The organism is Nesterenkonia sp. AN1 (genome assembly GCF_000582475.1).
GTDB classification, from domain to species: domain Bacteria; phylum Actinomycetota; class Actinomycetes; order Actinomycetales; family Micrococcaceae; genus Nesterenkonia; species Nesterenkonia aurantiaca.
The window spans coordinates 110,337-133,364 of record NZ_JEMO01000025.1 but is presented as its reverse complement, the minus strand read 5'-3'; the positions used below and the strand labels follow the sequence as shown (position 1 = coordinate 133,364).

General features: G+C 67.8%; 23 protein-coding genes. 8 read left to right on the top strand and 15 right to left on the bottom strand.

Annotation, left to right across the window (positions count from 1 at the left end; translation table 11 throughout):
• The first annotated feature begins 99 nt into the window (after window positions 1-99).
• Window positions 100-798 carry a class I SAM-dependent methyltransferase gene (locus BG28_RS13395; RefSeq protein ID WP_036477802.1) on the top strand — a complete coding sequence of 233 codons (699 nt, stop codon included), beginning with the start codon at window positions 100-102 and terminating at the stop codon, window positions 796-798.
• 38 nt (window positions 799-836) lie between these two features.
• Here the strand turns inward: BG28_RS13395 and BG28_RS13390 are convergent, their stop codons facing one another.
• Entirely contained in the window at window positions 837-1,517 is a 681-nt protein-coding gene (locus BG28_RS13390) for a haloacid dehalogenase type II (RefSeq protein WP_036477800.1), read from the bottom strand.
• Window positions 1,518-1,617: 100 nt separating this feature from the next.
• Here BG28_RS13390 and BG28_RS13385 point away from each other — a divergent pair, with 100 nt between their 5' ends.
• Complete coding sequence (locus BG28_RS13385; RefSeq protein ID WP_084479750.1) at window positions 1,618-2,343, top strand: TVP38/TMEM64 family protein; 726 nt, start codon at window positions 1,618-1,620, stop codon at window positions 2,341-2,343.
• Complete coding sequence (locus tag BG28_RS13380) at window positions 2,336-2,959, top strand: CDP-alcohol phosphatidyltransferase family protein (RefSeq protein ID WP_036477798.1); 624 nt, start codon at window positions 2,336-2,338, stop codon at window positions 2,957-2,959. The genes BG28_RS13385 and BG28_RS13380 overlap by 8 nt, the downstream gene beginning before the upstream one ends.
• Here BG28_RS13380 and BG28_RS13375 read toward each other — a convergent pair.
• Window positions 2,941-4,503: an NAD(P)/FAD-dependent oxidoreductase gene (locus BG28_RS13375; protein ID WP_084479749.1), complete on the bottom strand. Its 1,563-nt coding sequence runs from the start codon at window positions 4,501-4,503 to the stop codon at window positions 2,941-2,943. The genes BG28_RS13380 and BG28_RS13375 overlap by 19 nt on opposite strands.
• 42 nt (window positions 4,504-4,545) lie before the next feature.
• On the opposite strand from BG28_RS13375, the gene BG28_RS13370 reads away from it, so the two are divergent.
• The gene (locus tag BG28_RS13370; protein ID WP_036477793.1) at window positions 4,546-5,211 is read left to right on the top strand and encodes a class I SAM-dependent methyltransferase; all 666 of its coding nucleotides are present in this window, start codon (window positions 4,546-4,548) and stop codon (window positions 5,209-5,211) included.
• On the opposite strand, the gene BG28_RS13365 is transcribed toward BG28_RS13370, so the two are convergent.
• Complete coding sequence (locus tag BG28_RS13365; RefSeq protein WP_036477789.1) at window positions 5,189-6,253, bottom strand: 2,3-butanediol dehydrogenase; 1,065 nt, start codon at window positions 6,251-6,253, stop codon at window positions 5,189-5,191. The genes BG28_RS13370 and BG28_RS13365 overlap by 23 nt on opposite strands.
• A 304-nt stretch (window positions 6,254-6,557) precedes the next feature.
• Between BG28_RS13365 and BG28_RS13360 the strand changes: the two genes are divergently transcribed.
• Window positions 6,558-7,724 carry a sugar MFS transporter gene (locus tag BG28_RS13360; protein WP_235181122.1) on the top strand — a complete coding sequence of 389 codons (1,167 nt, stop codon included), beginning with the start codon at window positions 6,558-6,560 and terminating at the stop codon, window positions 7,722-7,724.
• 24 nt (window positions 7,725-7,748) lie between these two features.
• Here the strand turns inward: BG28_RS13360 and BG28_RS13355 are convergent, their stop codons facing one another.
• From BG28_RS13355 to BG28_RS13340, 4 genes are all read right to left on the bottom strand, one after another.
• Entirely contained in the window at window positions 7,749-8,330 is a 582-nt protein-coding gene (locus BG28_RS13355; RefSeq protein WP_036477785.1) for a TetR/AcrR family transcriptional regulator, read from the bottom strand.
• A gap of 43 nt (window positions 8,331-8,373) precedes the next feature.
• The gene (locus BG28_RS13350) at window positions 8,374-9,120 is read right to left on the bottom strand and encodes an alpha/beta fold hydrolase (RefSeq protein ID WP_133725866.1); all 747 of its coding nucleotides are present in this window, start codon (window positions 9,118-9,120) and stop codon (window positions 8,374-8,376) included.
• Window positions 9,117-9,920, bottom strand: coding sequence for an alpha/beta fold hydrolase (locus BG28_RS13345; protein WP_051501476.1), 804 nt, complete (start codon window positions 9,918-9,920; stop codon window positions 9,117-9,119). Before BG28_RS13345 ends, BG28_RS13350 begins: the two co-directional genes overlap by 4 nt.
• Window positions 9,921-10,043: 123 nt before the next feature.
• Window positions 10,044-12,143, bottom strand: coding sequence for a heavy metal translocating P-type ATPase (locus BG28_RS13340; RefSeq protein ID WP_084479747.1), 2,100 nt, complete (start codon window positions 12,141-12,143; stop codon window positions 10,044-10,046).
• 149 nt (window positions 12,144-12,292) lie between these two features.
• Here BG28_RS13340 and BG28_RS13335 point away from each other — a divergent pair, with 149 nt between their 5' ends.
• A complete protein-coding gene (locus BG28_RS13335) occupies window positions 12,293-13,144 on the top strand; it encodes a F510_1955 family glycosylhydrolase (protein WP_036477783.1) in 852 nt (283 codons plus the stop codon).
• Between the two features lie 21 nt (window positions 13,145-13,165).
• On the opposite strand, the gene BG28_RS13330 is transcribed toward BG28_RS13335, so the two are convergent.
• From BG28_RS13330 to BG28_RS13305, 6 genes are all read right to left on the bottom strand, one after another.
• Entirely contained in the window at window positions 13,166-13,822 is a 657-nt protein-coding gene (locus BG28_RS13330) for a DUF305 domain-containing protein (RefSeq protein WP_051501475.1), read from the bottom strand.
• 144 nt (window positions 13,823-13,966) lie between these two features.
• On the bottom strand, window positions 13,967-15,031 hold the full coding sequence (locus tag BG28_RS13325; protein WP_152539299.1) for a DUF418 domain-containing protein: 1,065 nt from the start codon (window positions 15,029-15,031) through the stop codon (window positions 13,967-13,969).
• Window positions 15,032-15,161: 130 nt separating this feature from the next.
• Entirely contained in the window at window positions 15,162-16,301 is a 1,140-nt protein-coding gene (locus tag BG28_RS13320) for a cell wall metabolism sensor histidine kinase WalK (RefSeq protein WP_036477777.1), read from the bottom strand.
• Window positions 16,298-17,005: a response regulator transcription factor gene (locus tag BG28_RS13315; protein ID WP_084479746.1), complete on the bottom strand. Its 708-nt coding sequence runs from the start codon at window positions 17,003-17,005 to the stop codon at window positions 16,298-16,300. The genes BG28_RS13320 and BG28_RS13315 overlap by 4 nt, the downstream gene beginning before the upstream one ends.
• Window positions 17,006-17,119: 114 nt before the next feature.
• The gene (locus BG28_RS13310; protein WP_036477773.1) at window positions 17,120-17,851 is read right to left on the bottom strand and encodes an alpha/beta fold hydrolase; all 732 of its coding nucleotides are present in this window, start codon (window positions 17,849-17,851) and stop codon (window positions 17,120-17,122) included.
• A gap of 17 nt (window positions 17,852-17,868) precedes the next feature.
• Window positions 17,869-19,929, bottom strand: coding sequence for a glycoside hydrolase family 9 protein (locus BG28_RS13305; RefSeq protein ID WP_051501474.1), 2,061 nt, complete (start codon window positions 19,927-19,929; stop codon window positions 17,869-17,871).
• A gap of 273 nt (window positions 19,930-20,202) precedes the next feature.
• Here BG28_RS13305 and BG28_RS16530 point away from each other — a divergent pair, with 273 nt between their 5' ends.
• Window positions 20,203-20,784 carry an aldo/keto reductase gene (locus BG28_RS16530; RefSeq protein ID WP_200869355.1) on the top strand — a complete coding sequence of 194 codons (582 nt, stop codon included), beginning with the start codon at window positions 20,203-20,205 and terminating at the stop codon, window positions 20,782-20,784.
• On the top strand, window positions 20,754-21,191 hold the full coding sequence (locus tag BG28_RS16525; RefSeq protein WP_200869354.1) for an aldo/keto reductase: 438 nt from the start codon (window positions 20,754-20,756) through the stop codon (window positions 21,189-21,191). Before BG28_RS16530 ends, BG28_RS16525 begins: the two co-directional genes overlap by 31 nt.
• Window positions 21,192-21,266: 75 nt before the next feature.
• Here the strand turns inward: BG28_RS16525 and BG28_RS13295 are convergent, their stop codons facing one another.
• Window positions 21,267-22,103 (bottom strand): SDR family NAD(P)-dependent oxidoreductase, encoded by an 837-nt coding sequence (locus BG28_RS13295; RefSeq protein ID WP_036477771.1) that lies wholly within the window; start codon window positions 22,101-22,103, stop codon window positions 21,267-21,269.
• A gap of 179 nt (window positions 22,104-22,282) precedes the next feature.
• On the bottom strand, window positions 22,283-23,011 hold the full coding sequence (locus tag BG28_RS14605; RefSeq protein ID WP_152539298.1) for a hypothetical protein: 729 nt from the start codon (window positions 23,009-23,011) through the stop codon (window positions 22,283-22,285).
• Between the last annotated feature and the right edge of the window lie 17 nt (window positions 23,012-23,028).

The window sequence follows — 23,028 nt, the reverse complement described above, 5'->3', positions numbered from 1 at the left end:
GTGTGTCGGGTGTTGCTCCGGCCACGGGACGCCGAACGTGCTGGAATGGGCGAAGCAGGGGGGTTTCGAATGCCGAGCCTATGAACGGGAGTCCGTGCAATGCAGACCGCGCCCTACGACAGCTTTGCCGCAGCCTACGCGGCGGACAACGAATCAAATTTCGTGAACGGGCACTACGAACGCCCCGCGATGATCGATCTGGCCGGTGACGTCGAGGGGCGCCGAGTGCTCGACGCCGGCTGCGGATCCGGGCCGCTCGCCGCCGCGCTGATCGAGGGTGGCGCCGACGTCGTCGGGTTTGATCTGAGCCCGGCGATGGTGGAGATCGCGAGGCAGCGACTCGGTGCCGACACCGACCTGCGCGTGGCAGACCTCGGCGAGCCCCTGCCCTACGCGGACGACTCCTTCGACGACGTGGTCGGATCCCTGGTGCTGCACTACCTCGAGGACTGGTCAGCGCCCCTGGCGGAGCTGCACCGCGTGCTCAAGCCCGGAGGGCGGCTGATCCTCTCGGTGAATCACCCCTACGTCTACATGCTCAACTACCCGAAGGCCGACTACTTCGCGACCACCCAGTTCTCCGATGAATTCACCTTCGCAGGCCAGGAGGCGACGCTGACGTACTGGCACCGACCCCTGCCCGCGATCACGTCGGCCTTCACGGAAGCCGGGTTCGACATCGCATCGGTCTCCGAGCCGCCCTACGATCCCGACACGCCGCTCGAGCTGATCCCGCCACCGCTGGTCGGACGGTCCTTCATCTGCTTCATGTTCTTCGTGCTCGAGGCACGGACCTAGGGGGCTCGAACTCAGGGGTTCGAGGCTCGGTCGCCTCTTCACCCCTCGGTTCCCGCGAGGATCTCTGCGAGGCCCACCAAGTCCTCGACCTCGATCTCCGCAGTTCTGAAATAGCTCGGGTAGGCGGCTCCGGTCCGGTTGATCCACGCCGTGCGAAGTCCCGCCGCGGCGGCGCCATGGATGTCCCAGGGGTGCACCGCGACCAGCATCAGCTCATCGACGCGCCGCCCGGTCTGCTGGGCGGCGTACTCGTAGGCCTCCCGGGCGGGCTTCCACCGCGGTGCCTCTGCGACGCTGAGACACCGCGAAAAGTGCTCGCGCACACCGCCGCGAGCAAGCAGCGATTCCGCGATCTCCGCCGAGCCGTTGCTCAGCGTGACCAGCTCTGCGGTCCGGCTCAGCGCGGCGACGGCCGGCGCGACATCGGGGTGAAGCTCAAGGCTCGTGAAGACCCCCAGGATGCGCTCCACCGCCTCGTCCTGGCCTTGCGCTCCAGGGGTCGCTGCCAGGTGGCGTCTCAGGGTGTCCCCAGCGAGCGCCACGAAATCCGGGTTCTCTCCGGTGGCGGTCAGCGCAAACCCGTCACGGAGCACCTGCGCGAACCACAGTGGGGCGCCCGTGGCGGTCAGTCCCGATGCTTCGAACGCGGCGGCGAGAGGTCCCATGTCGGAGAGCGTCTCGTTGACGTCGAAAAGCACCACGGGCGGCGAGGTAGTCATGGCACTCTTCCTACCACGGGCTGGGCTCCCAGGGCCCGGCATCCAGGCCGAGCCACCCGCACACAGGTGAGCTGCCGCTGGGCTCCAGTACGCTCGAGGAGTGACTGACCAGGAGCCGGACCGCCTCAGCTCCGCGACCCCAGATGGCCCGGACTCCGCTGCGGCGGCATCGAGTGGCCGCCGAGCTGCGGTGACCAAAGCCGCGCTGCTGGTGCTGGCGCTGGCTGGGTTCACCGCAGCTGCTTTGCTGCTCCCCCTTCCTGCGCTGGAGGAGATCCGATCCCTCGTCGCCGGGGCAGGCTGGTGGGGCCCATTCGGATTCGGGATCGGCTACGCCGCACTGACCCTGGCGCCGGTGCCGAAGAACGTGCTCTCCATCGGTGCCGGAGTGCTCTTCGGCTTCGGCCCAGGACTGCTGATCGTCTACGTCGCCGCGATGGCCGGAGCCTCGGCCGCCTTCTGGCTGGGCCGGGGACTGGGTCGCGAGGCGGTCGAACGGTTCACCGGCACCCGGGTCGCAAAGGTGGAAGCGGTCCTGGACCGCCACGGGTTCGCCGCCGTCGTGGGCGTCCGGCTGGTCCCGGTGCTGCCCTTCACCGCGATCAACTACTCGGCCGGCCTGACCTCGCTGGGCTGGTGGCCCTACGTGATGGGCACCCTGATCGGGATCATCCCGGGCACCGCCAGCTACCTGGCGCTGGGCGCCTACGGCTTCGAGTCGGGCGCTCGGGCCGAACTGGCGGCCGCCGCACTCGGAGTCCTGACCCTGGCCGGGATCGCCTACGCGGTGCGAGTCCGCAGAAGGAGCACCACGACAGATGTTTGACGCGAGACTCCGGTCTGCGCTCACCCCCGCAGCAGACGCCGCCGCCCGCGTCCTGGACGTGCCCTGGGTGACCCCGAACCGACTCACCGCATTGAACCTGGTGGCGGGTCTGGCCAGCGCCGCGCTGGCCGCGACCCAGCTGTGGATCCCGGCGCTGATCCTGTGGCTGCTCTGCCGACTCGCGGACGGCCTGGATGGGCCGCTGGCGCGGCGTCGTGCGCTGGGGTCATCGCCGGCCTCCGGGCAGGGCGGCTTCTTCGACATCTGCGCGGACTTCATCGTCTACGGGGCGACGGTGATCGGCGTGGCGATCGGCGCGAACGAGGCCTTCGACGCACCCTGGCTGCCCTTTCTGCTGGTGCTCTTCGCCTACTACATCAACGGCGGCGCCTTCCTCGCGTTCTCCTCCATCGCGGAGAAGCAGGGCAGAACGCTCGACGACGGCCGGTCGCTCTCCTTCCTGGGCGGTCTGGCGGAAGGAGCCGAGACCGTGCTGGTGCACAGTCTGTGGCTGATCTTCCCCTTCGCAGCCGCCCCGATCGCGGCGGTCTGGGCGCTGCTGGTGTGCCTGAGCGCGGCGCATCGCGTCGTCCTGGGCTACCGGTCGCTGGGCTGAGACTTCGGCCCGCGGCGTCGTCGCCGGACCAGCCCGGCAAGGGCGCCGGTCGCGGTCTTGACCGCAGGGGAGTCCAAGCCGCCGCTGGCATGAGCGACCGCGGCGTTCCACAGCGCATCGTTGTAGGTCGGGTAGGCGTGGGTGACCCCGGCGAGCTGACGGGTGGTCAGCTTATTCGCGACGGCGAGGCTCAGCTCCCCGAGCGACTCGCCGGCCCGCGGACCCACCAGGGTGCCCCCGAGGATCCGGCCGCGCCGGCCGATCACCAGCCGGGCGAACCCCTCGGCGGCGTCCTCGGTCAGCGCCCGGTCGGTGTGTTCGAGCGAGACCGTCGAGGTCCTCACCCCCGGGCCGGTGGCCGCGGTGTGACCCACGGCGGCCACCTCCGGGGAGGTATAGGTGATCCGCGGGATGGTGCTGCTGACCCGACGCCGCAGACCCAGCAGCGCATTGGAGGCGGCGGTGCTGGCATGGACCCCGGCCAGGTGGGTGAACTTCGGGTGCGCGGTGACATCCCCGGCGGCGAAGATGGAGTGGTTCGAGGAGCGCATCGTGGCATCCACGACCACGTGGCCCGCGTCATCGCACTCGACCCCGAGCCGCTGAAGGCCCAGCCCCTTCGTGCGCGGGGTGCGCCCGGTGGCGATCAGGACGACCTCGGCCTCCAGCCGTCGGCCCGCCGCGGTGGTGACCACCTTGACGCCGGCGCTGACAGTTCCATCACGCCCGTCGGTGGCGGCGTGCACGCGGGCGGGCTGATCGTGGAGGAGCACCTCGACGCCGTCGCGTTCCAGGCTGGCCTGGACCAGGGCAACGGCCTCGGGGTCCTCTCTGGGCAGCAGTCCAGAGCGGGCCAGCAGCGTCACCTCGGAGCCGAGTCGGGCGAAGGCCTGGCCGAGCTCGCAGGCGATCGGGCCGCCGCCGATCACCACCAGTCGCGGCGGCAGCTCGGTGAGATCCCAGATCGTGTCCGAGGTGACGTATCCGGTGTCCTCCAGACCGGGGATCTCCGGCACCGAGGGGAAGCTGCCCGTCACCACCAGGGCCTGACGGAAGCGGATCCGCTGAGCCGCGCCATCGATGGAGCCGGCGGTCCCGGCCATGCCCGCGGCAGCAGCGTCCGAGATCTCGGCGAGGCCCGGGGCGACGAACCGGGCGGTCCCGTGCATCACGGTCACGCCCGCCTGTTCGAGGGCCGCTGGTGAATCAGCGGGCTCTATGGTGGTGATGGTCGCGCTGATCCGTTCCCGGACCTTGTCGAAATCGGGCTCGATGCCCGCGGCCTCGCGGATCATTGCCGCCCGCGCAGCCGCGGAAAGGATGGTCTTCGAGGGCACGCACCCTGTCCAGAGGCAGTCACCGCCGGTCCGGTGCTGCTCGACCAGCACCGTCCGGGCGCCCAGCCGCGCCGCCGTCTTCGCGCCGACGATCCCGGCGGTGCCGCCGCCGATGACCAGCAGATCGATCAGGTCATCCACGGTGAGCTCCTTCAGCAGCGGGAAAGCGAGGACCGGCGCCAGCACATACCCTGGGCGGTGAACCATGGGCGCCGTCGTGCCCAGCGTACGCGGGAGAGGAGCCTGGCCTTGAAGAGATCCAGCGCCGAGAAGTACACGGCGTTCGCCCCCTTCTACGATCTGCTCTCCGCCGAGCACCCCGTCTACGGTGCGGGACGAAGCCGGCTCGTCGGATCCCTGGCGCTGAGCGCAGGAGACCAGATCCTGGACCTCGGCTGCGGCACCGGGCTGAACTTTCCGCTGCTGCAGAACCGGGTGGGCCCGGGCGGGAGGATCGTGGGCATCGATCGCAGCGCCCAGATGCTCGCCCAGGCCAGGAAGCGGGCACAGCGCCAGGGCTGGGACAACGTGATCCTGCTCCAGGCCGACGCCACGACCATGGTCGCCTCCGAGGTCTCAGCGCAGATCGCCGAGGCCGGAGGACATGGCCTCTCTGGCATCGGTCTGGCCACCTACTCGCTGTCCCTGATGTCCCCGTGGGAGCGGGCCTGGGAGAACCTGTGGCAGCTCACCAGTCCCGAGGCGCAGCTGGGAGTCCTGGACATGCAACGGCCCAGCGGACTCAGCACGCCGATGATCCCGCTGGCCCGGGTCGCCTGCTGGCTGGGAGGCGCCGACATCGAGGTGCACCCCTGGACGGCGGTGGGACGAGACTGCGTCGATGTGCGGGCCGACTCGGCGCGCGGCGGTCACCTTCAGGTGCGCACCGGGGTCAAGCCCGCGGGTCGACGATGATCTTGACGTGCGCCTCGTTGTTGGTGATCAGCTGCTCGAAACCTTCAGAGACCAGCCCGTCGAGGCCGATCCTGCCGGTGATGAACGGACCGAGGTCGATCTTGCCGTCCTCCACGAGTTCGATCACGCGTTGGTGGTCGTTGGAGTAGCCGATGGTTCCCAGCAGCGCGATCTCCTTGAGCACCAGCTTCGGCATGTCGACCGCGGGCTTGTGCCCCCAGATCGAGACGTTGACGATGACTCCGGCCGGCCGCACTGCATCCAAGAGCATGTCCAGGACCACCGGGACCGAGGAGCATTCGAAGCCGACGTCGGCGCCCCGACCCTGGGTGCGCCGGCGCACCTCCTCGGCCACATCGACCTCGCGGGGATCGAAGACCTCATCGGCGACGCCGGTCTCCCGCGCCTTGGCCTTGCGAGCCTCGGAGAGCTCGGAGATGAAGACCGTGAGCCCTTCGGCCTTGAGCACCGCGGCGGTGAGCAGGCCGATGGGGCCCGCCCCGCCGACGATCGCGATGTCACCGGTCTTGGCGCCGGACCGGACGAAGGCGTGGTGGCCCACGGCCAGAGGCTCGATCAGCGCAGCGTGATCGAGCGCCACGTGGTCCGCGATCGGGTGGACCCAGCGCCGTTCGACCACGATCTTCTCGCTGAGTCCGCCGCCTCGGCCGCCGAGGCCGATGAAGTTCATATCCGGGGAGAGCTGGTAGTCGACCCCGGGCCTGGCCTCGACGTCCTCACGGATGATGTAGGGCTCGACCACGACCTTCTGGCCGGGGGCGAGATCCGTCACGTCCTCGGCGACCTCGGTGACGGTTCCGGAGAACTCATGTCCGAGCGTGACCGGGGCGGACTCGCCCGAGATCGGGTGCGGGTGTCCGTGGGCCGGGACGAAGATCGGGCCTTCGAGATACTCGTGGAGGTCGGTGCCGCAGATGCCGCACCAGGCGACATCGATGGCCACGTGTCCTGGCTTCAGCGCAGGCTCCTCGATCTCCTCGATGCGGATGTCTTTGCGGTCGTAGTAGCGTGCTGCGCGCATGGCGAGGGTCTCCTGAGGGCTGATCCGAGCGGGGTCGAGACTCTCGCAGACTACTCCTCGCACCCTGGCAGAGCACCAGGTCTCGCGCAGGGAAACTCTTCTGCACCCCAAGAGAGAAGGTATGGCTCCTCACAGGATTCGTGATCGTGGTGTGCTTCATCCTGCTCATCAGCCACGACCTGGCAGTGGTGGGGATGCTCGCCGACCACATCCGGGTGCTCTACCGGGGTCCGCGCGGCAGAAAACCCAGCGTTTTGGTGTAGCGTAACGGTCGTTATTGTTTTCGATCTTCTGGGGGCCCACAGTGCGGACCTTTGTAGTCAGCGGCATGGCCCTGATCGCCGCGACCTATGGGCTGGCGCGCTTCGGGTACGGGCTCTTCCTGCCCCGGTTCACCGAGACCTTCGAGATGAGTTCTGTGGTGTCCGGCTCGATCCAGGCAGGCAGCTTCCTCTCGTTCTGCATCGCCGCCGTGATGGCCACCCGTCTGGGCGCTCGGCCCCGTCTGGTGGTCACCTGTGCCGGTGCGACGGCTGGGCTCGGAGCCGTGGGGGTGGCCGTATCTCCGCATGTCCTCGTCTTCGCCGTGAGCGTGATGATCGCGGGTGCCGGTGCAGGGTTCGCGACACCCGGACTCGTGGCCCTGGTGGAGTCCAATGTCCCAGCTCAGCGCCGGGAAAGTGCCCAGACGGTGGTCAACGCGGGAACCGGTGCGGGGATCGTGGTCGCAGGTCTGCTGATGTTCCTCACCCTGGGTCAGTGGCGTCTGGGCTGGTGGATCATCGCCGCAGTCGTCGCGGCGGTCACGCTGGCCGTGCTGAGGACGGACAGGTCCTCTCGGGCGCAGCCACGCGAGCAGCAGGAGGCCACACCTCAGACTCGCACCCGGCGCGCCGGTCTTCTGGCGGCTCTGAGATGGCCGATCACGGCCGCGCTGCTGGCCGGAGCCTCCAGTGCCGCCATCTGGACCTTTGGGCGTTCCATCATGGCGGAATCCACGGAGGGGGGAGAGGCGTACTCGATCCTCGCCTGGATGGTCCTGGGAGCCTTCGGGATCTTGGGCGCGCTTGCCGGCAAGATCACCCGAGCGGCCAGCGTCGCGGTCGCGTGGAATCTCACCACGGTGGCGATGGCCCTCTCGACGATCGCTCTGGGGCTCGCCCCGGGGGTGCCGGTTTCGGCATACCTCGCCGTGGCCGTCTTCGGTGCGGGCTACACCGCGATCTGTGGCGTCTTGATCATCTGGGCGGGTCGCATGGTTCCGGATCAGGCCGCTGCCGGCACTGCGGTGCTGTTCATCGCGCTCGCCGTCGGCCAGGCGATCGGATCTGTTGTCCTGGGGGTCTTGTTGAGCCTGGGTTCGGAGGCCCTGGCCTTCGGCGTCGCGGGTGTCCTAGGGGTGCTGGCTGTTGCGCCCACCATGGCAAGAGCCGCGACGGCGTCTCCGGAGCGTGCTGCGCTCAGCTGGTGAGCTCCAGTGACGGGGTCGCCCGGTTCAACTCTGGGTGTAGGCCTGAACCGCCGCGCCGGCCAGGCGCTTTCCAGCAGTGATCGGGCTCCGGGGGTGACCGCGCAGAAACGCGGTGAGGGCCCCGTTATAGGCCAGCAGCACTGCGTCGGCGAGGTCTTGCGCGTGGTCACCGGCCAGCGGGCGGGAGAGGTGGAGCAGCCTGGTGCGGAGCAGGGCGGTGTCCGCGTCCAGGACCTCTCTGATCTCTCCGGTCTCCGGCATCATCTCGGTGGCGGTCGCCAGGAAGGCACACCAGCGCTCGGGGTGCTGCGGGGTCTGCGCGTAGGCGGCACGGGCGTCGAAGACTGCCAGCAGTCGTTCGGTGTCATCGTTCGCGGAGATCACGTGCTCGTCCCAGGTGCTGCGCCAGTCCGCGAAGCGGACCCGGAGGGCTTCAGCGATCAGCGCGTCCTTGCTGCCGAAGTGTGCGTACAAGGTGGCCGGGGAGACCTGCGCCTGACGGAGGATCTCATCCACCGGCGTGGCGCGGATGCCCTCTTCGAAGAGTATGCGGTCAGCAGCCTGGAGCAGTCGTGTGCGCGCGGGAACCTGCTGAACGGTGCTCATCAGGCCATTCTAGGCCGTCAGCTGCGCAGGCATCTCCGTGCGCTCAGCGCCCGACCCGCTCGACTCCCTCGAGGATCGCCTCCTGCACCTGGGCCTTGCCCAGGGGCAGGAAGTGCCCGCGGCTGCCCAGCTGCACATTATGCGCGGCCTCGAGGTGGCTTCCACCGGGGATATGCGGGTCGAATCGCCCGTAGATGGACACGATCCTGCGATTCACCTCAAGGCTGGCACCGAGCGCGGCGAGTTCTGGGGAGCGCGGCAGGAAGAGCCGGAGCGCCGGAAGCGGCAGCAGTCGGGCCAGCGGTGACCCCTCGAACGGGGTGTTCAGCGTGACCAGTCCGAGGATCAGTTCGGTGTCGATATGCCGGGTGAGCAGCAGCTTCCCGATCAGTCCACCCTTGCTGTGCGCCACCAGCACGCAGCGTCCGATGCCTTCCCGTCGAATGTGTCCATCCACCAGGTCCGCCATGTCTTCGATGGTGCCTCCGTTGTAACCCAGGTCCACCACGGCGTGCACGTCGTAGCCCGCTTCCCGCAGCACATCGGCCACCGGGAGCATGAAGGACCAGGTCTCATAGATCCCCGGCAGCAGCAGCACGGAAGGCTTCTCCGACCCGGGCCTGCGGTAGACCTGCGGGTCCGGACCGCGCAGCAGCCCGGAAGCCTGCCAGCGCAGCGCGTAGGCGTAGTCACGCGCCCAGGCGCCGAGGTTGAGGCCGAGCTCCGAGACCACCCGCAGGGGCCCCCGCGCGCCGGAATACCCCGCGTCCATGCCCGGGCGTCGAATCATGCGGGCATCGACTGCTGGTCCGGGCGCTCGTCGTCGAGCGCCGCCAAGAACGGCGCACACGCCGAGGCGAGCTCCTGCGCGCGGTTGATCTGCAGCGCGTGCGGAGCATCAGAGATCTCCACCAATCTCGCGTCCGGGGCGAGTTCCGCCAGCTGCCGCGCCCAGTCGGCCGAGGCGATCGGATCCTTCTCGCCACGGACCACCAGCCCGGGGATGGTGCAGTGCTGGATGGCCTCCTCGGTCCGGTGGCTGAGCATGTGCCGGACGGTGTCGAGGTAGCGCAGCGGACCCATCCGCAGGTAATTGCGGAACACGATGACGTTGTTGCGCGGCGGTTCGCGCAGGGTGTCTCGCATCAGCCGCGAGCTCTGGCCCAGGAAGCTGCGCGCGGCCGGATCCGTGGTGGGCCCGATCAGCACATAGCCGGCATACAGCTCGGGGTGGGTGGCGACGGTGTCAGCGGTGATCTGGCACCCCATCGAATGCCCGACGACGACGGGGCGGTCCAGCTCCAGGAGTGTGGCCACCCCGGCGACCACCTCGCCGAGCTCCGAGATGCTCAGTGCGCGGTCCGGGTTGGGAGTCTTGCCATACCCGGGCAGATCCACCGCGTAGACATCGTGGGTGGCTGCGAGCGCGTCGGCAAACGGCAGGAAGTACTCGCCAGACATCCCCAGCCCGTGCACCAGCAGGATCGGTGGGCTCTGTGTCGTGCAGGTGCTACGGACGTCCACGGCGTGCTCGCCGACCTGCAGCCGCCGGGTGCGCAGCCCCACGCCGGGCGTGCTTCGCTGGATCATCGGGCCCCTTGAATTCGTCGAGTGATGCGGGAAGCGCGCATTCCGGCGCATCTCCGGCTTTCCATCGTAGCGAGGCGGGGCACCTGCCGAGGCGGGGTCCCGCATCGCTGGCGCGTCTGGCAGCTACTTGCTGCCGCCGGTGAGCCCAGAGGTGCTCGCCTCAGGCGAGAGATCAAGACGGCGCAGCAGCTGGGCGTTCAGGGCAACCACGACGGTGGAGGCCGACATCAGGATCGCGCCGATGCTCATCGGGAGTACGAATCCCACGGGGGCCAGCACGCCTGCAGCAAGCGGCACTGCGGCGATGTTGTAGCCGGCAGCCCACCACAGGTTCTGCTTCATCTTATTGAAGCTGGCCTCGGACAGTCTGAAGACGGAGAGCACCGAGCGGGGGTCTGAGCTTGCCAGGATGACTCCAGCGGATCCTATGGCCACGTCGGTGCCGGCGCCGATGGCGATGCCGACGTCGGCCTGGGCCAGGGCGGGAGCGTCGTTGACGCCGTCGCCGACCATAGCCACCTTCATGCCCTCGGCCTGGAGTTCCGCGACCTTCGCCGCCTTGTCCTGCGGCCGGACCCCCGCGAAGACTCTGTTGATGCCCAGATCCTTGGCCACAGTGTCGGCCACAGCCTGGGCGTCCCCGGTGATCATCACGACCTCGACGTGTCTGGCGTGCAGCGCCTGGACGGCAGCGCGGGACTCGGCGCGGGTCTCATCCGCAAGCCTCAGTGCTCCTATCACCTCACCGTCCGCCAGGACGTGCAGGATGATCGCGCCTTCTTCGCGCCACCGCTCGGTCACCGGGAGCGTGGCCTGTCCGCGCTGATCCAGCAGATGCGGACCGCCGACCTCCACGATGCTGCCAGCCACTTCCGCGCGGACCCCGACGGCGGGAGAGGAGGTGAAGTCCTTGGCCTTCGGCACGCTCAGCTCACGGCTCCTCGCCGCGCCCATGATCGCTCTTGCCAAGGGGTGCTCGCTGTCTGATTCGGCGGCGGCCGCGAGGGCCAGGACGTCGTCCTCCCTGCGACCCGTGACGGGGTGGACCTCCGTGACCGTGGGCTCCCCCTTGGTGAGTGTGCCGGTCTTGTCGAACAGCACGGCATTGACCGTGCGCATTGACTCCAGCGCCAGCCTGTCCTTCACGAGCACGCCTGCTCGGGCGGCTCGTTCGGTGGCGATCGAGACCACCAGGGGGATCGCGAGGCCCAGGGCGTGGGGACAGGCGATCACCAATACGGTGATCGTGCGGACGACTGCGGCGTCAGGCATGCCGAGCGTCGCCCAGGTGATCGCGGTGAGGACCGCGGACCCCAGAGCGAACCAGAACAGCCAGCCCGCGGCGGTGTCGGCGACGCGTTGGGCCCTGGAAGAAGATGCCTGTGCGTCCGAGACGAGCTTCTGGATTCCGGCCAGGGCGGTGTCTTCTCCGATGGCGGTGACTCTCACGCGCAGCCCGGAGTCCGTGGCCACTGTGCCGGCGACGATCTGCTCGCCGATGCTGCGGTGGACCGTCTTGGATTCACCGGTGACCATGGATTCGTCCATGGAGGCGCCTCCGTCGATGATCATCCCGTCGGCCGGGACAGACGAGCCCGGCCTGATGATCACCACATCGCCGACGACCAGATCGGCGGGAGCGACCTTCACGACGTCGTCACCGTCGAGCTTCTCGGCCTCATCCGGCAGCAGCGCAGCCAGGGAGTCCAGCGCCGAGGTGGTCTGCGCCAGCGAGCGCATCTCGATCCAATGGCCCAGCAGCATGATGACCACGAGCAGGGCCAGTTCCCACCAGAAGTTCAGCTCGTGATCCAGGATGCTCAGCGTTGCGCCCCAGGAGGCGAGGAATGCCACGCTGATCGCGAGCCCGATGAGCAGCATCATCCCGGGCTGCCGACTCCGGATCTCTGAGACTGCGCCCGTCAGGAAGGGGCGGCCGCCCCAGAGGTAGATCACGGTGCCCAGGACGGGGGACACCCACCACACCCAGGAGGCTCCTGGAAGCTCGTAGCCGAGGAGGTGCGCAAACATCTCATTGAAGCCCACCACGGGTATGGCCAATATTGCCGTGATCCAGAACAACCGACGGAACTGACCGACGTGGTCCCCGTGGTCTCCGTGGTCTCCGTGTCTGTGTTCTGAGTGTCCAACGTCTGCCTGGTGTGCAGCGTCTACATCGGGATCTGGCGCAGTCTCGTGTGGTGCTCGCGGTGAATGGTCCATACCCGCATGTATACCCCCAGGGGGTATAAGGGTCAAGGTCTGATCGCGGCGTGAGCTTCATCGAATCTTCAGGGAATCTGAGGCCCTTCGCGGACCCATCACCGATAGTGTTGATGGCTGGCCATTTCATCCTCGGAGGAGATCTACTGATGCAGCGCGTGAACCGCAGACGTCTCATCGCTGGGGGTCTGGGCGTGCTTGGAGCGGGTGCCCTGGCGGCCTGCTCGCGGGATGTTCAGTCGGAGGCCCCGGCCCCCGAATCGACGGCATCGCTCTCCCATATCCATGCGATCGTCCGCGATCCCGTCGATTCTTCGGTCGTGCTGCTGGCAGCGCACGAGGGTTTGTTTCGACTCAGCGATCAGCAGCCGATCGCCGTCGGCCCCGAGATCGATCTGATGGGCTTCACCGTCACCCCAGACGGGCGCTACCTTGCGTCTGGACACCCTGGACCGGGGGTCGACCTCCCGGAGCCGCTCGGACTCATCGAGTCCACGGATCGGGGCGAGAGCTGGAACGTGATCTCCCGAGGAGGCGAATCCGACTTCCACGCGCTGGCCTCGACTTCCGATCGCGTGCTCGGCTTCGACGGGGAACTGCGACTCAGCGAGGATGGTCAGACATGGACGACCCTGGCCATCGGTTCCATGCCCGCCTCCGTCGCCATCGCCGAAGCCAGCGGAACCATGCTGGCCGCGACCGAGGACGGCGTTCTACGCTCAGAGGACGGAGCCTCATGGGACCGCCTGGACACGCCGCAGCTGATCCAATTGCTGACCTGGGTCGATGAACAGACGATCGTGGGCGCCAGCGTCGAGGGACACCTGCTGATCAGCCACGACGCGGGGGGCAGCTGGACGGTCAGTCAACAGTCGCTCGGAGAGATCTCTGCACTGGGCGCGGGTCTGACCGTCGAGGGTGCTCTCGAGGTGCTCGTGGTGGCGGGAGCGTCGGTGCTTCGCACTCTCGACGGCGGGGAGACCACCGAGCGGCTTCTCTGAGCCGCTCGGCGGACACCTCCCTCAGAGGTTGGTCAGCAGTTCTTCCATCTGCTCGATCTCAGCCTGCTGAGACTCGATGATGGTCTCCGAGAGCTCCAGGGCTTCGGGGTTCTCGCCCTCCTGGAGGTGCTGCTCCGCCGAGGAGACGGCGCCTTCATGGTGGACGATCATGTGCTCCAGGTACATCGTCGAAGCAGTCGAGCCGGTGGACGCATCGAGCTCGTCGAGGTCTTCCTCACTCATCATGCCTTGATGGCCCATCCGGTTCTCGCCCATGTCCCCGTGGTCCATGTCCTCCATGTCCCCCATGCCGGTGCCTGCGTCGTTCTCACCCCAGGCGTCCAGCCAGGATTCCATCTGTTCGATCTCCGGGCCCTGTGCGTCGCGGATGTCCTCGGCGAGGTTCGCGACCTCGGGCTCGACGTCGTCCTTCTCGAGGAGCATCTCGGACATGTGGACCGCCTGCTGGTGGTGCGGAATCATGCCGGAGAGGTAGTCGACATCGGCGTCGTTGTACTCCGCTGAGGTCTCCTCCGTGGCCTGCTCCTGATCGGACGGGGTTTCGCCGGGCTGGTCCCCGGAGGCGCCACAACCGGCCAGCACGGCTGTGAGCGCAAACGCGCCGATGAATGCTGCGGATGTCCTGGTCTTCATGGTCTGCTCCTGGGTTGAGATCATCAGTGCCTTGCTCAGGAGTCAACCGCACGGCTGGTCCCGGTATTGCCGAGAAGCGCGATCTTGAAGAAACCTTCATCAAGTGCAGACCGGGTCTTGATCGGACCCTGCCGCCGTGACCCTGCCGCCGTGCCCTTGATGCTCGGCTCAGCGCGGACGCCGGGACAGTCTGGGTGCCCGCAGGAGAACCTCGAGGGGCCCTCGGGTGAAGCGCTGCCGCCAGAGCCAGGCGAACGCCATCAGCGCGAGGACTGTGGAGGCGCTCGCGATCACGCCCTGGAGCAGTGTGTCCGGTCCCGGGCGGACGATGAGTGCGAGGATCAGCAGGTGCCCGACGTAGGCCGTCAGGGCCAACTGGCCCAGGAAGACCAGCGGAGACGCCAGCGGATGGGACCACGTGCGGATCTTCAGGCACGCGCCGAGGACGAACACCGCGGAACCCGTGCCACCGATCACCCACAGCGGCATCTGGGAATGGGCCACTGAGCTGAAGAGTCGCTGCCAGGCCAGGTGGCTCGTGGATTCACCGAAGATCGCGACCAGAAGGAGAGACGCCCCGCGGGCCCCGATCGCTCCAACGGCACCCCAGATGATCAGACGGGTGCTGACCCTCGAGTCCGTGAGCTCCAGGCGTCCCAGCCAGATCCCGAGGACGAAGGGCGCGGCCCAGACGATCAAGGGGTAGGGGCCGGTCAGGACGATGCCGGTGAAGATCTCCCACAACGGGTCGGAGGCCGAGACCGGCTCTCGATCGAAGCGTCCGTCGGTCTGAGACTGCACCGCGATCCAGATCAGCGGGCCTATGAGGGCGCTGAGGCCTGCGGTGAGAAGCAGGGTCCTGTTGGCCGCCCGGAGGAGTGGAATGCAGAAGAGGATCAACAAGGCATAGATCTGCAGAATGACCGAGACGTCGTGGGCGAGTTCCTGGAGTGCCAGGCCGCCGAGAAGCAGCAGGGCACACCGCCAGAGCAGCGATACCCAGGGCAGCGGGTCGTGCTGTTCGCGAGAGCGTCGCGTCATCAAGGAGATGCCGATGCCGCCGAGCAGGACGAAGAGCAGCGAGGCCCGACCGTACGGAACGCGGTAGATCAGCTCCAGGAACTCGTCGTCCCCGCGGGGACCAGTGTTGACCGCGATCATGCCGATCACTGCCAGGCCGCGCGCCGCGTCCAGAGCAATCATCCGCTGGGCGCCGGAGCGAGGCGGCCTCACTCTGGAGGTCTTTCGCTGAGACAACACTCCCGCTCCCTGTCTGATCTGTGGGTGGGCACCCTGACTGCGACCACGCGGCTCCCGACTCTATCCATCCACCCTTGAGAGGGTCCTCGGAGACACGGATCCTTCATGGAACCTTCAGAGATTCGGGGGCGCTCTGCGGCAGCTCGACGGTGAAGACTGATCCGCTGCCCGTCCCCTCACTGAAAACCCCGACGGATCCGTGATGGGCGGTGACGATGGAACGCACGATCGCGAGCCCGATGCCGGAGCCACCGTGGCTGCGCTCGCGTGCACTGTCGGCGCGGTAGAAGCGTTCAAAGATGTGCGGAAGATGGACCGCATCGATTCCGTGGCCGTTGTCCGCGACCTCGAAGGACACGGATGATCTCGAAGTGCGGGCACTGAGGAGCACTTCGTCCTCGGGGTCGGTGTGATGCAGCGCGTTGTCCAGAAGGTTGGTCAGGACTTGACCGATCCGGTCGCGATCCACACTGATCGTCGTGGCGCGTGCCCGCGGGCCGGCCTTGATGATGAGATGCACGCCGGCGCTCTCATAGCGGGCCCGAATCTGGCCAGATGCGGCATCGAGAAGCTCGCCGACCTCGATGGGGGCGGGACGCAGGTTCAGGCGCCCCTCCTCGGCAGCGCTGACGAGGGAGATGTCCTCGGCAAGGCGTTTGAGTCGTTCAGCCTGCTCTCTGAGCATCCCCAGCGTCTGTTCGTCGGCGTGAGCGATCCCGTCCTGCATCGCCTCGAGATAACCATCGATGGTGGCGACGGGTGTGCGCATCTCATGAGCAAGGTCGGAGAGAAGCCGCTGACGTGTGAGCTCTGTGCGGTCAAGCTCTGCGGCCATGCCGTTGAAGGCGGCCATCAGTTCAGTGAACTCCGCTCCGATGCTGCTCTCGGGGACCCTCGCGGAGTAGTCGCCCTCTGTGATCTCTCCGACGGCAGCGCGGATCTTGCCGATCGGCCGAACCAGTCGACGCACCAGGATCACGGTGACCACGAGGGAAGCCCCGAAGGCGGCCAGGAGGGCCAGCAGGAGGGAAAGTCTCCAGGCCGCGTCGAAGGCCTCTTCTGCGTGTGCGACGACCCCAGGATCAGGGTCACCGGAGTCGACCATCTCCATATGGTCATCGAAGATCACCGGTCCCACGACGAGAGCGACGGCCCAGGCCGTCACCACCGCCACGCACAGCACCAGGATGAGCGCCGCCAGAATCCGGCTGCCCAGCCCGCTGAGACGTCTCTGCCGGATCATCGCTGCGGCCCCGCCTTGTACCCGATGCCCCGGACGGTGTGGATGAACCGTGGGTTCGTGGGATCCTCTCCCAGCTTCCGGCGAAGATGCCCGATATGGACGTCGACCAGGTGGTGATCGCCGAACCAATCATCGCCCCACACCTTGGCGATCAGCGCGCTTCGAGAGAGCACCACCCCGGGCTCCGAGAGCAGAGCGGCCAGCACCTCGAACTCGGTCAAGGTGAGATCCACCGGCTGCCCGCGGAGCCGGACTTCACGCCCCGCAAGATCCACGTGGAGATCCCCCAGCTGATAGGTGTCAGGGTTCGTGGCGTGGGCGCCTCGGGGCCTGCGCAGCATCGCCTTGACACGGAGCACCAGCTCCCTGGGACTGAAGGGCTTGGTCACATAGTCATCTGCGCCGACGGAGAGTCCGATCAGACGGTCCACCTCTTCAGCGCGGGCGGTGAGCATGATGATGTAACAGTCCGAGAACATGCGGATCCGGCGGCAGGCCTCTACGCCGTCCATGCCCGGAATGCCGAGGTCGAGGATGACGACCGCGGGGTTCGCTCGGCGAACGATATCCACAGCGTGGACGCCGTTTCCGGTCGCCTCCACGCAGAACCCCTCGCGGAGAAGGTACTGCTCGATCAGGTGGACCAACGGCGCCTCGTCATCCACCACCAGGATCTTCATGGGACCTTCCTGGAGGGCAGACATGGACCCGATCCTAGATCAGCGAGGACTCCGAGTCTCGTCGGCGTCCTTCCCGCACGATGCTGACGCGCCCCGGCACCCGTCTCATCGACGCCGGCACAGTGGGGCTTCCGGGCCTCAGCCGTGACGACGGATCGGGGCGAGGCCGTTCTCGGGCTCCGGCTGGTGGAACTCCCGGATCAGCCGGGCCAGCAGGGCGGGCTTCTCCACGATCGCCCCGTGAGTGGCGCGAGGGATGACGGCGAGCTCGCCGTCGGGCAGCGCCTCGAGCATCTCGATCAGGTGCGGCCAGCGCACCTGATCGTCGTCGCCGACCACGATCAGCACCGGCAGGCGCAGCCGCAGGAGGTCCTGTGTGCTCAGATCAGGCTCCCGGTGGTGCAGCTGCTGGGCCTTCTGCACGACGACGGGCCAGTGCTGCCCGCCGTCGGGGGATATCGCGGCGTAGGCCTCGCGCATGAACTCCGGCGGTTCCCCCTCCAGCGCTCCGTCGAGCCAGCCGGACCGGTGGAAGGCGGCGCCGCCGAAGACCAGGCTGCGCACCAGCTCAGGTCTGCGCAGCGCAAGGTGCAGGCCGACGATCGCGCCGTCGCTCCACCCCACGATGTGGGCGGGTGTCGTATGGGTCTCAAGGACCTGCGCCACCGCCTCGGCCATCTGAGTGAAGGACCAGGCGCCGTCGACGTCGGGGGAGCGGCCATGGCCCGGGCGATCCACCAGCAGCCGACGGTAGTCGGGCAGCTGCGCGCTGAGCGGGGCCATCGCGGTCGAATCGGTTCCTCCGGGGTGCAGGAGCAGCAGCTCCTCGCCCACACCGGTCTCGGAGAACCAGGGGGTGCGCGACGTCATGATCGGAAGCTCCTCATCTAGGGGTCGTTCGAGGGCTCGGCCCGGCCCATGTCGTCGAGCCAGCTCGCATGCCAGGCCAGAGCGGCGTTCCAGTTGATCGTGGTCTCGTTGGTGGACCAGGAGTCCGGGGCGTCGACGTAGCAGAACTGCGGCGGGCAGCCGTCGAGGTCCTCCTGGGCCGTGGGGTCATCGAGGGTGGAGTTGGCCCCGCCGGCGAGCTTGCCCGCAGGGAACGGCGGCAGCCGCGCGTGATCGGCCGCGTACCAGCGGCTGTGCATGTTCTCGGAGGAATGCGTGCCGTAGCCGGAGACGTAGGAGTTGTTGATCGCATTGCGGCCCAGGACGTAGTCGATGGCCTCGATGCCTGCGTCGCGGTACCGGGTCTCGCCGGTGAGGTCGAAGGCGGTGGCGATCACCGCGGCGTTGTTGAGCACCATGTGATTCGACCCCCAGTCGTAGTCCTCCGGGCCATAGGGGTGCCCGAAGGGCTGATCCGTCTGGATCCTGCTGTAGCCCTCGGCGGCCTGGATCACCGACTCGACGACAGCCTCGCGGTCCACCAGATCACTCTCCACGGTGGCCAGGTCCAACCGCGCGGCGGCTGCGGTGTTCTGCCAGTCGAATGCCGGGGTGCCGAAGACCTGGTCCTCGGCGCCGCCGACATGATGCTCGCTGCGCAGCACCGCGTCCTCGTAGACCTCGGAGCCGGTGCTCAGATACAGCTGGGCGGCCGCCCAGTAGAACTCATCGGTGAACTCGTGATCGTTGTACGGACCACCGCCGGCATCCGGGTCCGCAGTATCGGTGCTCCGGTAGATGTCGGAGTGTGCGACGGCGGCGTCCCAGGCAGATTCCGCGGCCTGGAGCAGCGCCTCGGCGAACTCGGCGTCGTGCTGCTCATAGATGCGTGCCCCGTGTGCGGCGGCGGCTGCGAGGTTCAGCGTCGCGGCGGTGGAGGGCCGGTGCAGATAGCGCGGCATCGGGTCCTCGTGCGGGAGGGTGTCCGTCCCGGTCCAGGCGATATCGTGCATCTTGTGGTGGGCCATCCCGCCGGCGTTGATCTCGACGCCGTCGATGGTCATCCAGGTGTCCGCGGGAACCTGCATGGTGAGCATCCATTCGAGGTTCCAGCGGACCTCGTCGAGGATATCGGGCACCCCGTTGCCCCGCTCGGGGATCAGCAGGGTCTCATCATTCAAGGCCTGGTCCACGGTGGTCTCCGCGTTCCGGCTTCGCTCATAGGTGGAGAGCAGCTGCCACACCGAGATGCCGGAGTTCACCACGTACTTGCCCTGGTCGCCCGCGTCATACCAGCCGCCGGTGACGTCCAGGGCGTAGCCCTCTGGGCAGCGCCAGGCGTTGGGGCCGCCGTAGACGTCTGTGCTGGCGCGCTGCTGCGCACCGTTCCACTCGAAGCGCTCCACCGGCAGGCAGGGCACCTGCAGATCCCCTCGGTTAGGGGCGTCGGCGTCTGGCAGCTCCGCATCGGGTGGGAGGAACTCCGAGAGGTGCCCGGCGGGACGCTCGTACTCCTGCCGATGCAGCACGCCGTCGACCTCGATCGGTTCGATCGCAATCCCGGAGCGCTGGGTGTAATAGACGTTGAGCGCATCATGGCGCAGTGAGCTGTAGAGGTCCTCCGCGATGTCGAAGGGGTAGCTCGGCTCACCCTCGGCGCTCAGCGTGTAACCAGACCCGGAGTCGGTGTGCTCGGTGAAGTCGATGGTGTGCACGGTGAGCCCCGCGGAGGGGTCGAATCCTTCCGGGGAGGAGGTCCCCTCCGCGGCGAGCTCGCCGTCGTCGTCGCGCAGCTGCCAGCTCACGGCCTCGTGCTCCTCGGTCACCAGCGTGGCGCGTTTCGGACCGTCGGGCAGGTAGCCGAGCTGATTGACGCGCACGCGGGGCCCGAGCTCCTGCCCGAAATCCGCGGCTGTGGAGGTGGCTGAATCCTGGCCTGCGGGGCCTTCCCCGGCCTGGGAATTCTCGTCGGCGCAGCCCAACAGGGCGACGGTGACGAGGAACGTCGCTGCCCCCAGGACAGGGCGGGAGCCGTCGCCCGGTGTTGCGCTGGGGTGCATCGGAGATCCTTGGTTCGGCGGGGGACGGCCCGCATCGGTGAACACTCAGCAGCGGCACTGGTCCTGAGGCTCCTGAGAAGCAGTTTTGGGTACCGGCGGTTCAGAAGTCAAAGGGTCCGGGCCGAGACTGACGTGGCGGTCGGCGTCGGGGCGCACCGCAGCTGCCGCGCGCGACCCTGGAACGCAGCACGGGAACCTGCCGAGAAATAAACCTCGCCCCAGGTGGTGTTCCCCGGGACGAGAGCACCCACGATCTTGAGGATTTCTGATCTTATGCGCGACCTTCACCAGCTGTTGAACAACACCATCGGCTTCGGCACGGCACCTCTGGGCAACATGTTCCGTGAGATCCCCGAAGACGAGGCGCTGAACACCGTCGAAGCCGCCTGGGAGGCCGGCATTCGCTACTTCGACACCGCCCCCTTCTACGGCGCCGGTCTCGCCGAGAAGCGTCTCGGCACCGCCCTCGGGCAGAAGCCCCGGGACGAGTTCCTCCTGAGCACCAAGGTCGGGCGCTACATGTCCGATGAGACCGAGGAGAAGGAGGGACTCTTCGCCGACGGCCGCAGCAACAAGGTCATCACGGACTACACCGCCGAGGCCACGCGGAAGTCGCTGGCGCAGTCGATGCAGCGCCTGGGCACCGACCGGCTGGACTTCGTCTTCGTCCACGACATCTCCCGAGACTTCCACGGCGACGAATGGATCGCGAAGTTTGAAGAGGCCCGCACCGGAGCCTTCCGCGTCCTCAGCGAGATGCGCGAGCAAGGCCTGATCAAGGCTGGGGACTCGGCGTCAACACCACCGAGCCGATCGAGCTGGCCATGCAGCTGGACGAGACTCCGCCCGATCTGAGCCTCTCGGCCACCCAGTACACGATCCTGCAGCACGAGAAGGCGTTGGAGCGGATGATGCCGAACGCTGAGGCGCAGGGCGTGGGAATCATCGTCGGCGGGCCCTACAACTCCGGAGCACTCCTGGGTGGGGACTACTTCGACTACGCCGAAGCTCCGCAGTCGGTGAAGGATCAGGTGACGGCACTCTCTGCCGTGGCGGCCCGCCACGAGGTGGACCTCAAGGCGGCCGCGCTGCAGTTCTCCACCGCGCACCCGGCGACCGTCGCGGTGATCCCCGGTTCCAGCCGACCCGGCCGGATCTCGGAGGACCTCGCCGCACTCTCGGCGACGATCCCCGGCGCATTCTGGGACGAGCTGGTCCAGGAGGGTCTGATCTCTGCGAAGGCGCCGCTGCCGCAGGGCTGATCGCGGCGGCGGCACGCGTGATCCGGTAGTCCGAGGGGTCGCGGGAGGCAATGTCACATTGCCTCCCGCGGCCTGCTAGGTCTTCTCTGGAGCGCGCCCGCCGAACCGAGGGTCTCGTCCGTAGTCCTGGAGGCGAAGATCCAACGCCGCCTGGACCTGGTCGGGGGCATCGTCTCCGAGGAGCAGCCGCAGCCGAGCGTCGTCGGGATCCTTCACATGGGCCAGAAGTGCGGCGGCGATCTCGGAGGCGGGGGTGCCGTCGTCGGCATCGCTCACGGGCCACGGCACGGTCGGGCTGCCGAAGAGGGTCTCGCGCAGACCGTCGTAGGCGGCGACCGGGGTGCTGAAGCGCATGCTCGCTCCGGCCCAGTCGGTGGCGATCGCGCCAGGCTCCGCGAGCGTCACCCGGATGCCGAACTGCGCGACCTCGGCGGCCATCGCCTCGCTGAAGCCCTCGAGTCCCCACTTGGCAGCGTTGTAGAGCCCCAATGTGGGCATGGTCCCGACGGCGCCCACGGTCGAGATCTGGATGATGTGGCCGTGGCCTTGTTCACGCATCACCGGGATCGCGGCCTGGGACAGCCACAGCGGTCCCAGCAGATCTGTCTCAAGGATCTCGCGGGCCTCCTCCTCACTGACCTCTTCGATGGCGCCGATCAGCCCGTAGCCGGCGTTGTTCACGACGACGTCGAGGCTCCCGAACCGCGCGACGGCGTCCGTCACGACCTGGTAGGCGGCGGCGCGGTCCCGGACATCAAGTTCCCGCAGCAGGAGCCGATCCGAATCGGGGAGGTCGTGCGCGCCGCGGACGGTGGCGACGACGGCGTGCCCCGCATCCAGGGCAGCCATCGTGATAGCCCGGCCCAGGCCGCGGCCTGCGCCGGTGACGAGCCAGGTCTGTTGGGAGGTCATGGACCCAGGATAGTGAGCAGCTGCGCCGCGACCGACTGTTTCTCCTGCGCAGTTGAGTTTTCCGGCGGCTATGTTCCGACCGGAGAACTCAACCAGCCAGGAGGGGTGGGGGAGCTGGGGTTTAGTGACGGTTCACAACTGTGAGCCTCCCCGTCGGGCACCGCGCAGCGTGGCTGGCCTCAACCCATCGGAACACCCGCGCCAAGGAGCAGCACCCCGGCGGCGAGGAAGCCGAGCGTCGAGCCAGCGATGACTTCGCTCCGGGAGTGGCGGCCCAGATGCACCCGCGACCAGATCACCAGCGCCCAGACCGGAATCGTCGCGAGCAGAACCCACCAGGAGAACGCGCTGGCGATGACCACGGCGGTGAGCGCGGAGATCAGCGCGTGCAGGCTGATCTTGAAGACGGTGTTGATCACCGCGACCACCGCCACCAGGCCGACGGCGATGAAACAGGCCCAGCTGACCCAGGCGCTCTCGGTCACGAGCAGGGTTGCCGCTGCGCCCAACAGGGTGGAGGCCATGACGATGGCGTAGAACAGGTGGCGCTGCGCCCTGTTGACGATGAACTTATCCGTTGCCCGGCCGCGCAGGGTCATCGCAATCGCGACAGCCTGGGGGATCACGGCGAACGCGATCACCGAGATGACCGTGGTCACCACCCAGTTGGGGTCTGTGACCACTGCCAGCGAGACCAGCATCAACGCGATCAGCACCGGTGGAGAGAAGACCTCGGACCCGACCCAGGCCGCACGGCCCAGGATGTTCTGCGCGGCCGAGAGACTCGGGCGCTCGCGGGTGCCGGCACCGTCGCCGGCACCGTCGCCGGCACCGCCGTCGGGTCCCGCGTCCTGCGCACCGAGAGCGGAATCGTGGTCGGCCTCGGGACTCACGCGTGGCACAGTCAACGCCCTCCTGTTGCTCA

What these genes read in the sequence shown, in the direction of transcription:
- BG28_RS13345 (WP_051501476.1), bottom strand. Translation starts at nt 9,920, where the DNA reads ATGATCCAGCGAAGCACGCCCGGCGTGGGGCTGCGCACCCGGCGGCTG.
- BG28_RS13395 (WP_036477802.1), top strand. Translation starts at nt 100, where the DNA reads ATGCAGACCGCGCCCTACGACAGCTTTGCCGCAGCCTACGCGGCGGAC.
- BG28_RS13310 (WP_036477773.1), bottom strand. Translation starts at nt 17,851, where the DNA reads ATGACGTCGCGCACCCCCTGGTTCTCCGAGACCGGTGTGGGCGAGGAG.
- BG28_RS13340 (WP_084479747.1), bottom strand. Translation starts at nt 12,143, where the DNA reads ATGGACCATTCACCGCGAGCACCACACGAGACTGCGCCAGATCCCGAT.
- BG28_RS16530 (WP_200869355.1), top strand. Translation starts at nt 20,203, where the DNA reads ATGCGCGACCTTCACCAGCTGTTGAACAACACCATCGGCTTCGGCACG.
- BG28_RS13295 (WP_036477771.1), bottom strand. Translation starts at nt 22,103, where the DNA reads ATGACCTCCCAACAGACCTGGCTCGTCACCGGCGCAGGCCGCGGCCTG.
- BG28_RS13355 (WP_036477785.1), bottom strand. Translation starts at nt 8,330, where the DNA reads ATGAGCACCGTTCAGCAGGTTCCCGCGCGCACACGACTGCTCCAGGCT.
- BG28_RS13305 (WP_051501474.1), bottom strand. Translation starts at nt 19,929, where the DNA reads ATGCACCCCAGCGCAACACCGGGCGACGGCTCCCGCCCTGTCCTGGGG.
- BG28_RS16525 (WP_200869354.1), top strand. Translation starts at nt 20,754, where the DNA reads ATGCAGCTGGACGAGACTCCGCCCGATCTGAGCCTCTCGGCCACCCAG.
- BG28_RS13375 (WP_084479749.1), bottom strand. Translation starts at nt 4,503, where the DNA reads ATGGTTCACCGCCCAGGGTATGTGCTGGCGCCGGTCCTCGCTTTCCCG.
- BG28_RS13380 (WP_036477798.1), top strand. Translation starts at nt 2,336, where the DNA reads ATGTTTGACGCGAGACTCCGGTCTGCGCTCACCCCCGCAGCAGACGCC.
- BG28_RS13315 (WP_084479746.1), bottom strand. Translation starts at nt 17,005, where the DNA reads ATGTCTGCCCTCCAGGAAGGTCCCATGAAGATCCTGGTGGTGGATGAC.
- BG28_RS13350 (WP_133725866.1), bottom strand. Translation starts at nt 9,120, where the DNA reads ATGATTCGACGCCCGGGCATGGACGCGGGGTATTCCGGCGCGCGGGGG.
- BG28_RS13320 (WP_036477777.1), bottom strand. Translation starts at nt 16,301, where the DNA reads ATGATCCGGCAGAGACGTCTCAGCGGGCTGGGCAGCCGGATTCTGGCG.
- BG28_RS13390 (WP_036477800.1), bottom strand. Translation starts at nt 1,517, where the DNA reads ATGACTACCTCGCCGCCCGTGGTGCTTTTCGACGTCAACGAGACGCTC.
- BG28_RS13335 (WP_036477783.1), top strand. Translation starts at nt 12,293, where the DNA reads ATGCAGCGCGTGAACCGCAGACGTCTCATCGCTGGGGGTCTGGGCGTG.
- BG28_RS13365 (WP_036477789.1), bottom strand. Translation starts at nt 6,253, where the DNA reads ATGCGCGCAGCACGCTACTACGACCGCAAAGACATCCGCATCGAGGAG.
- BG28_RS13330 (WP_051501475.1), bottom strand. Translation starts at nt 13,822, where the DNA reads ATGATCTCAACCCAGGAGCAGACCATGAAGACCAGGACATCCGCAGCA.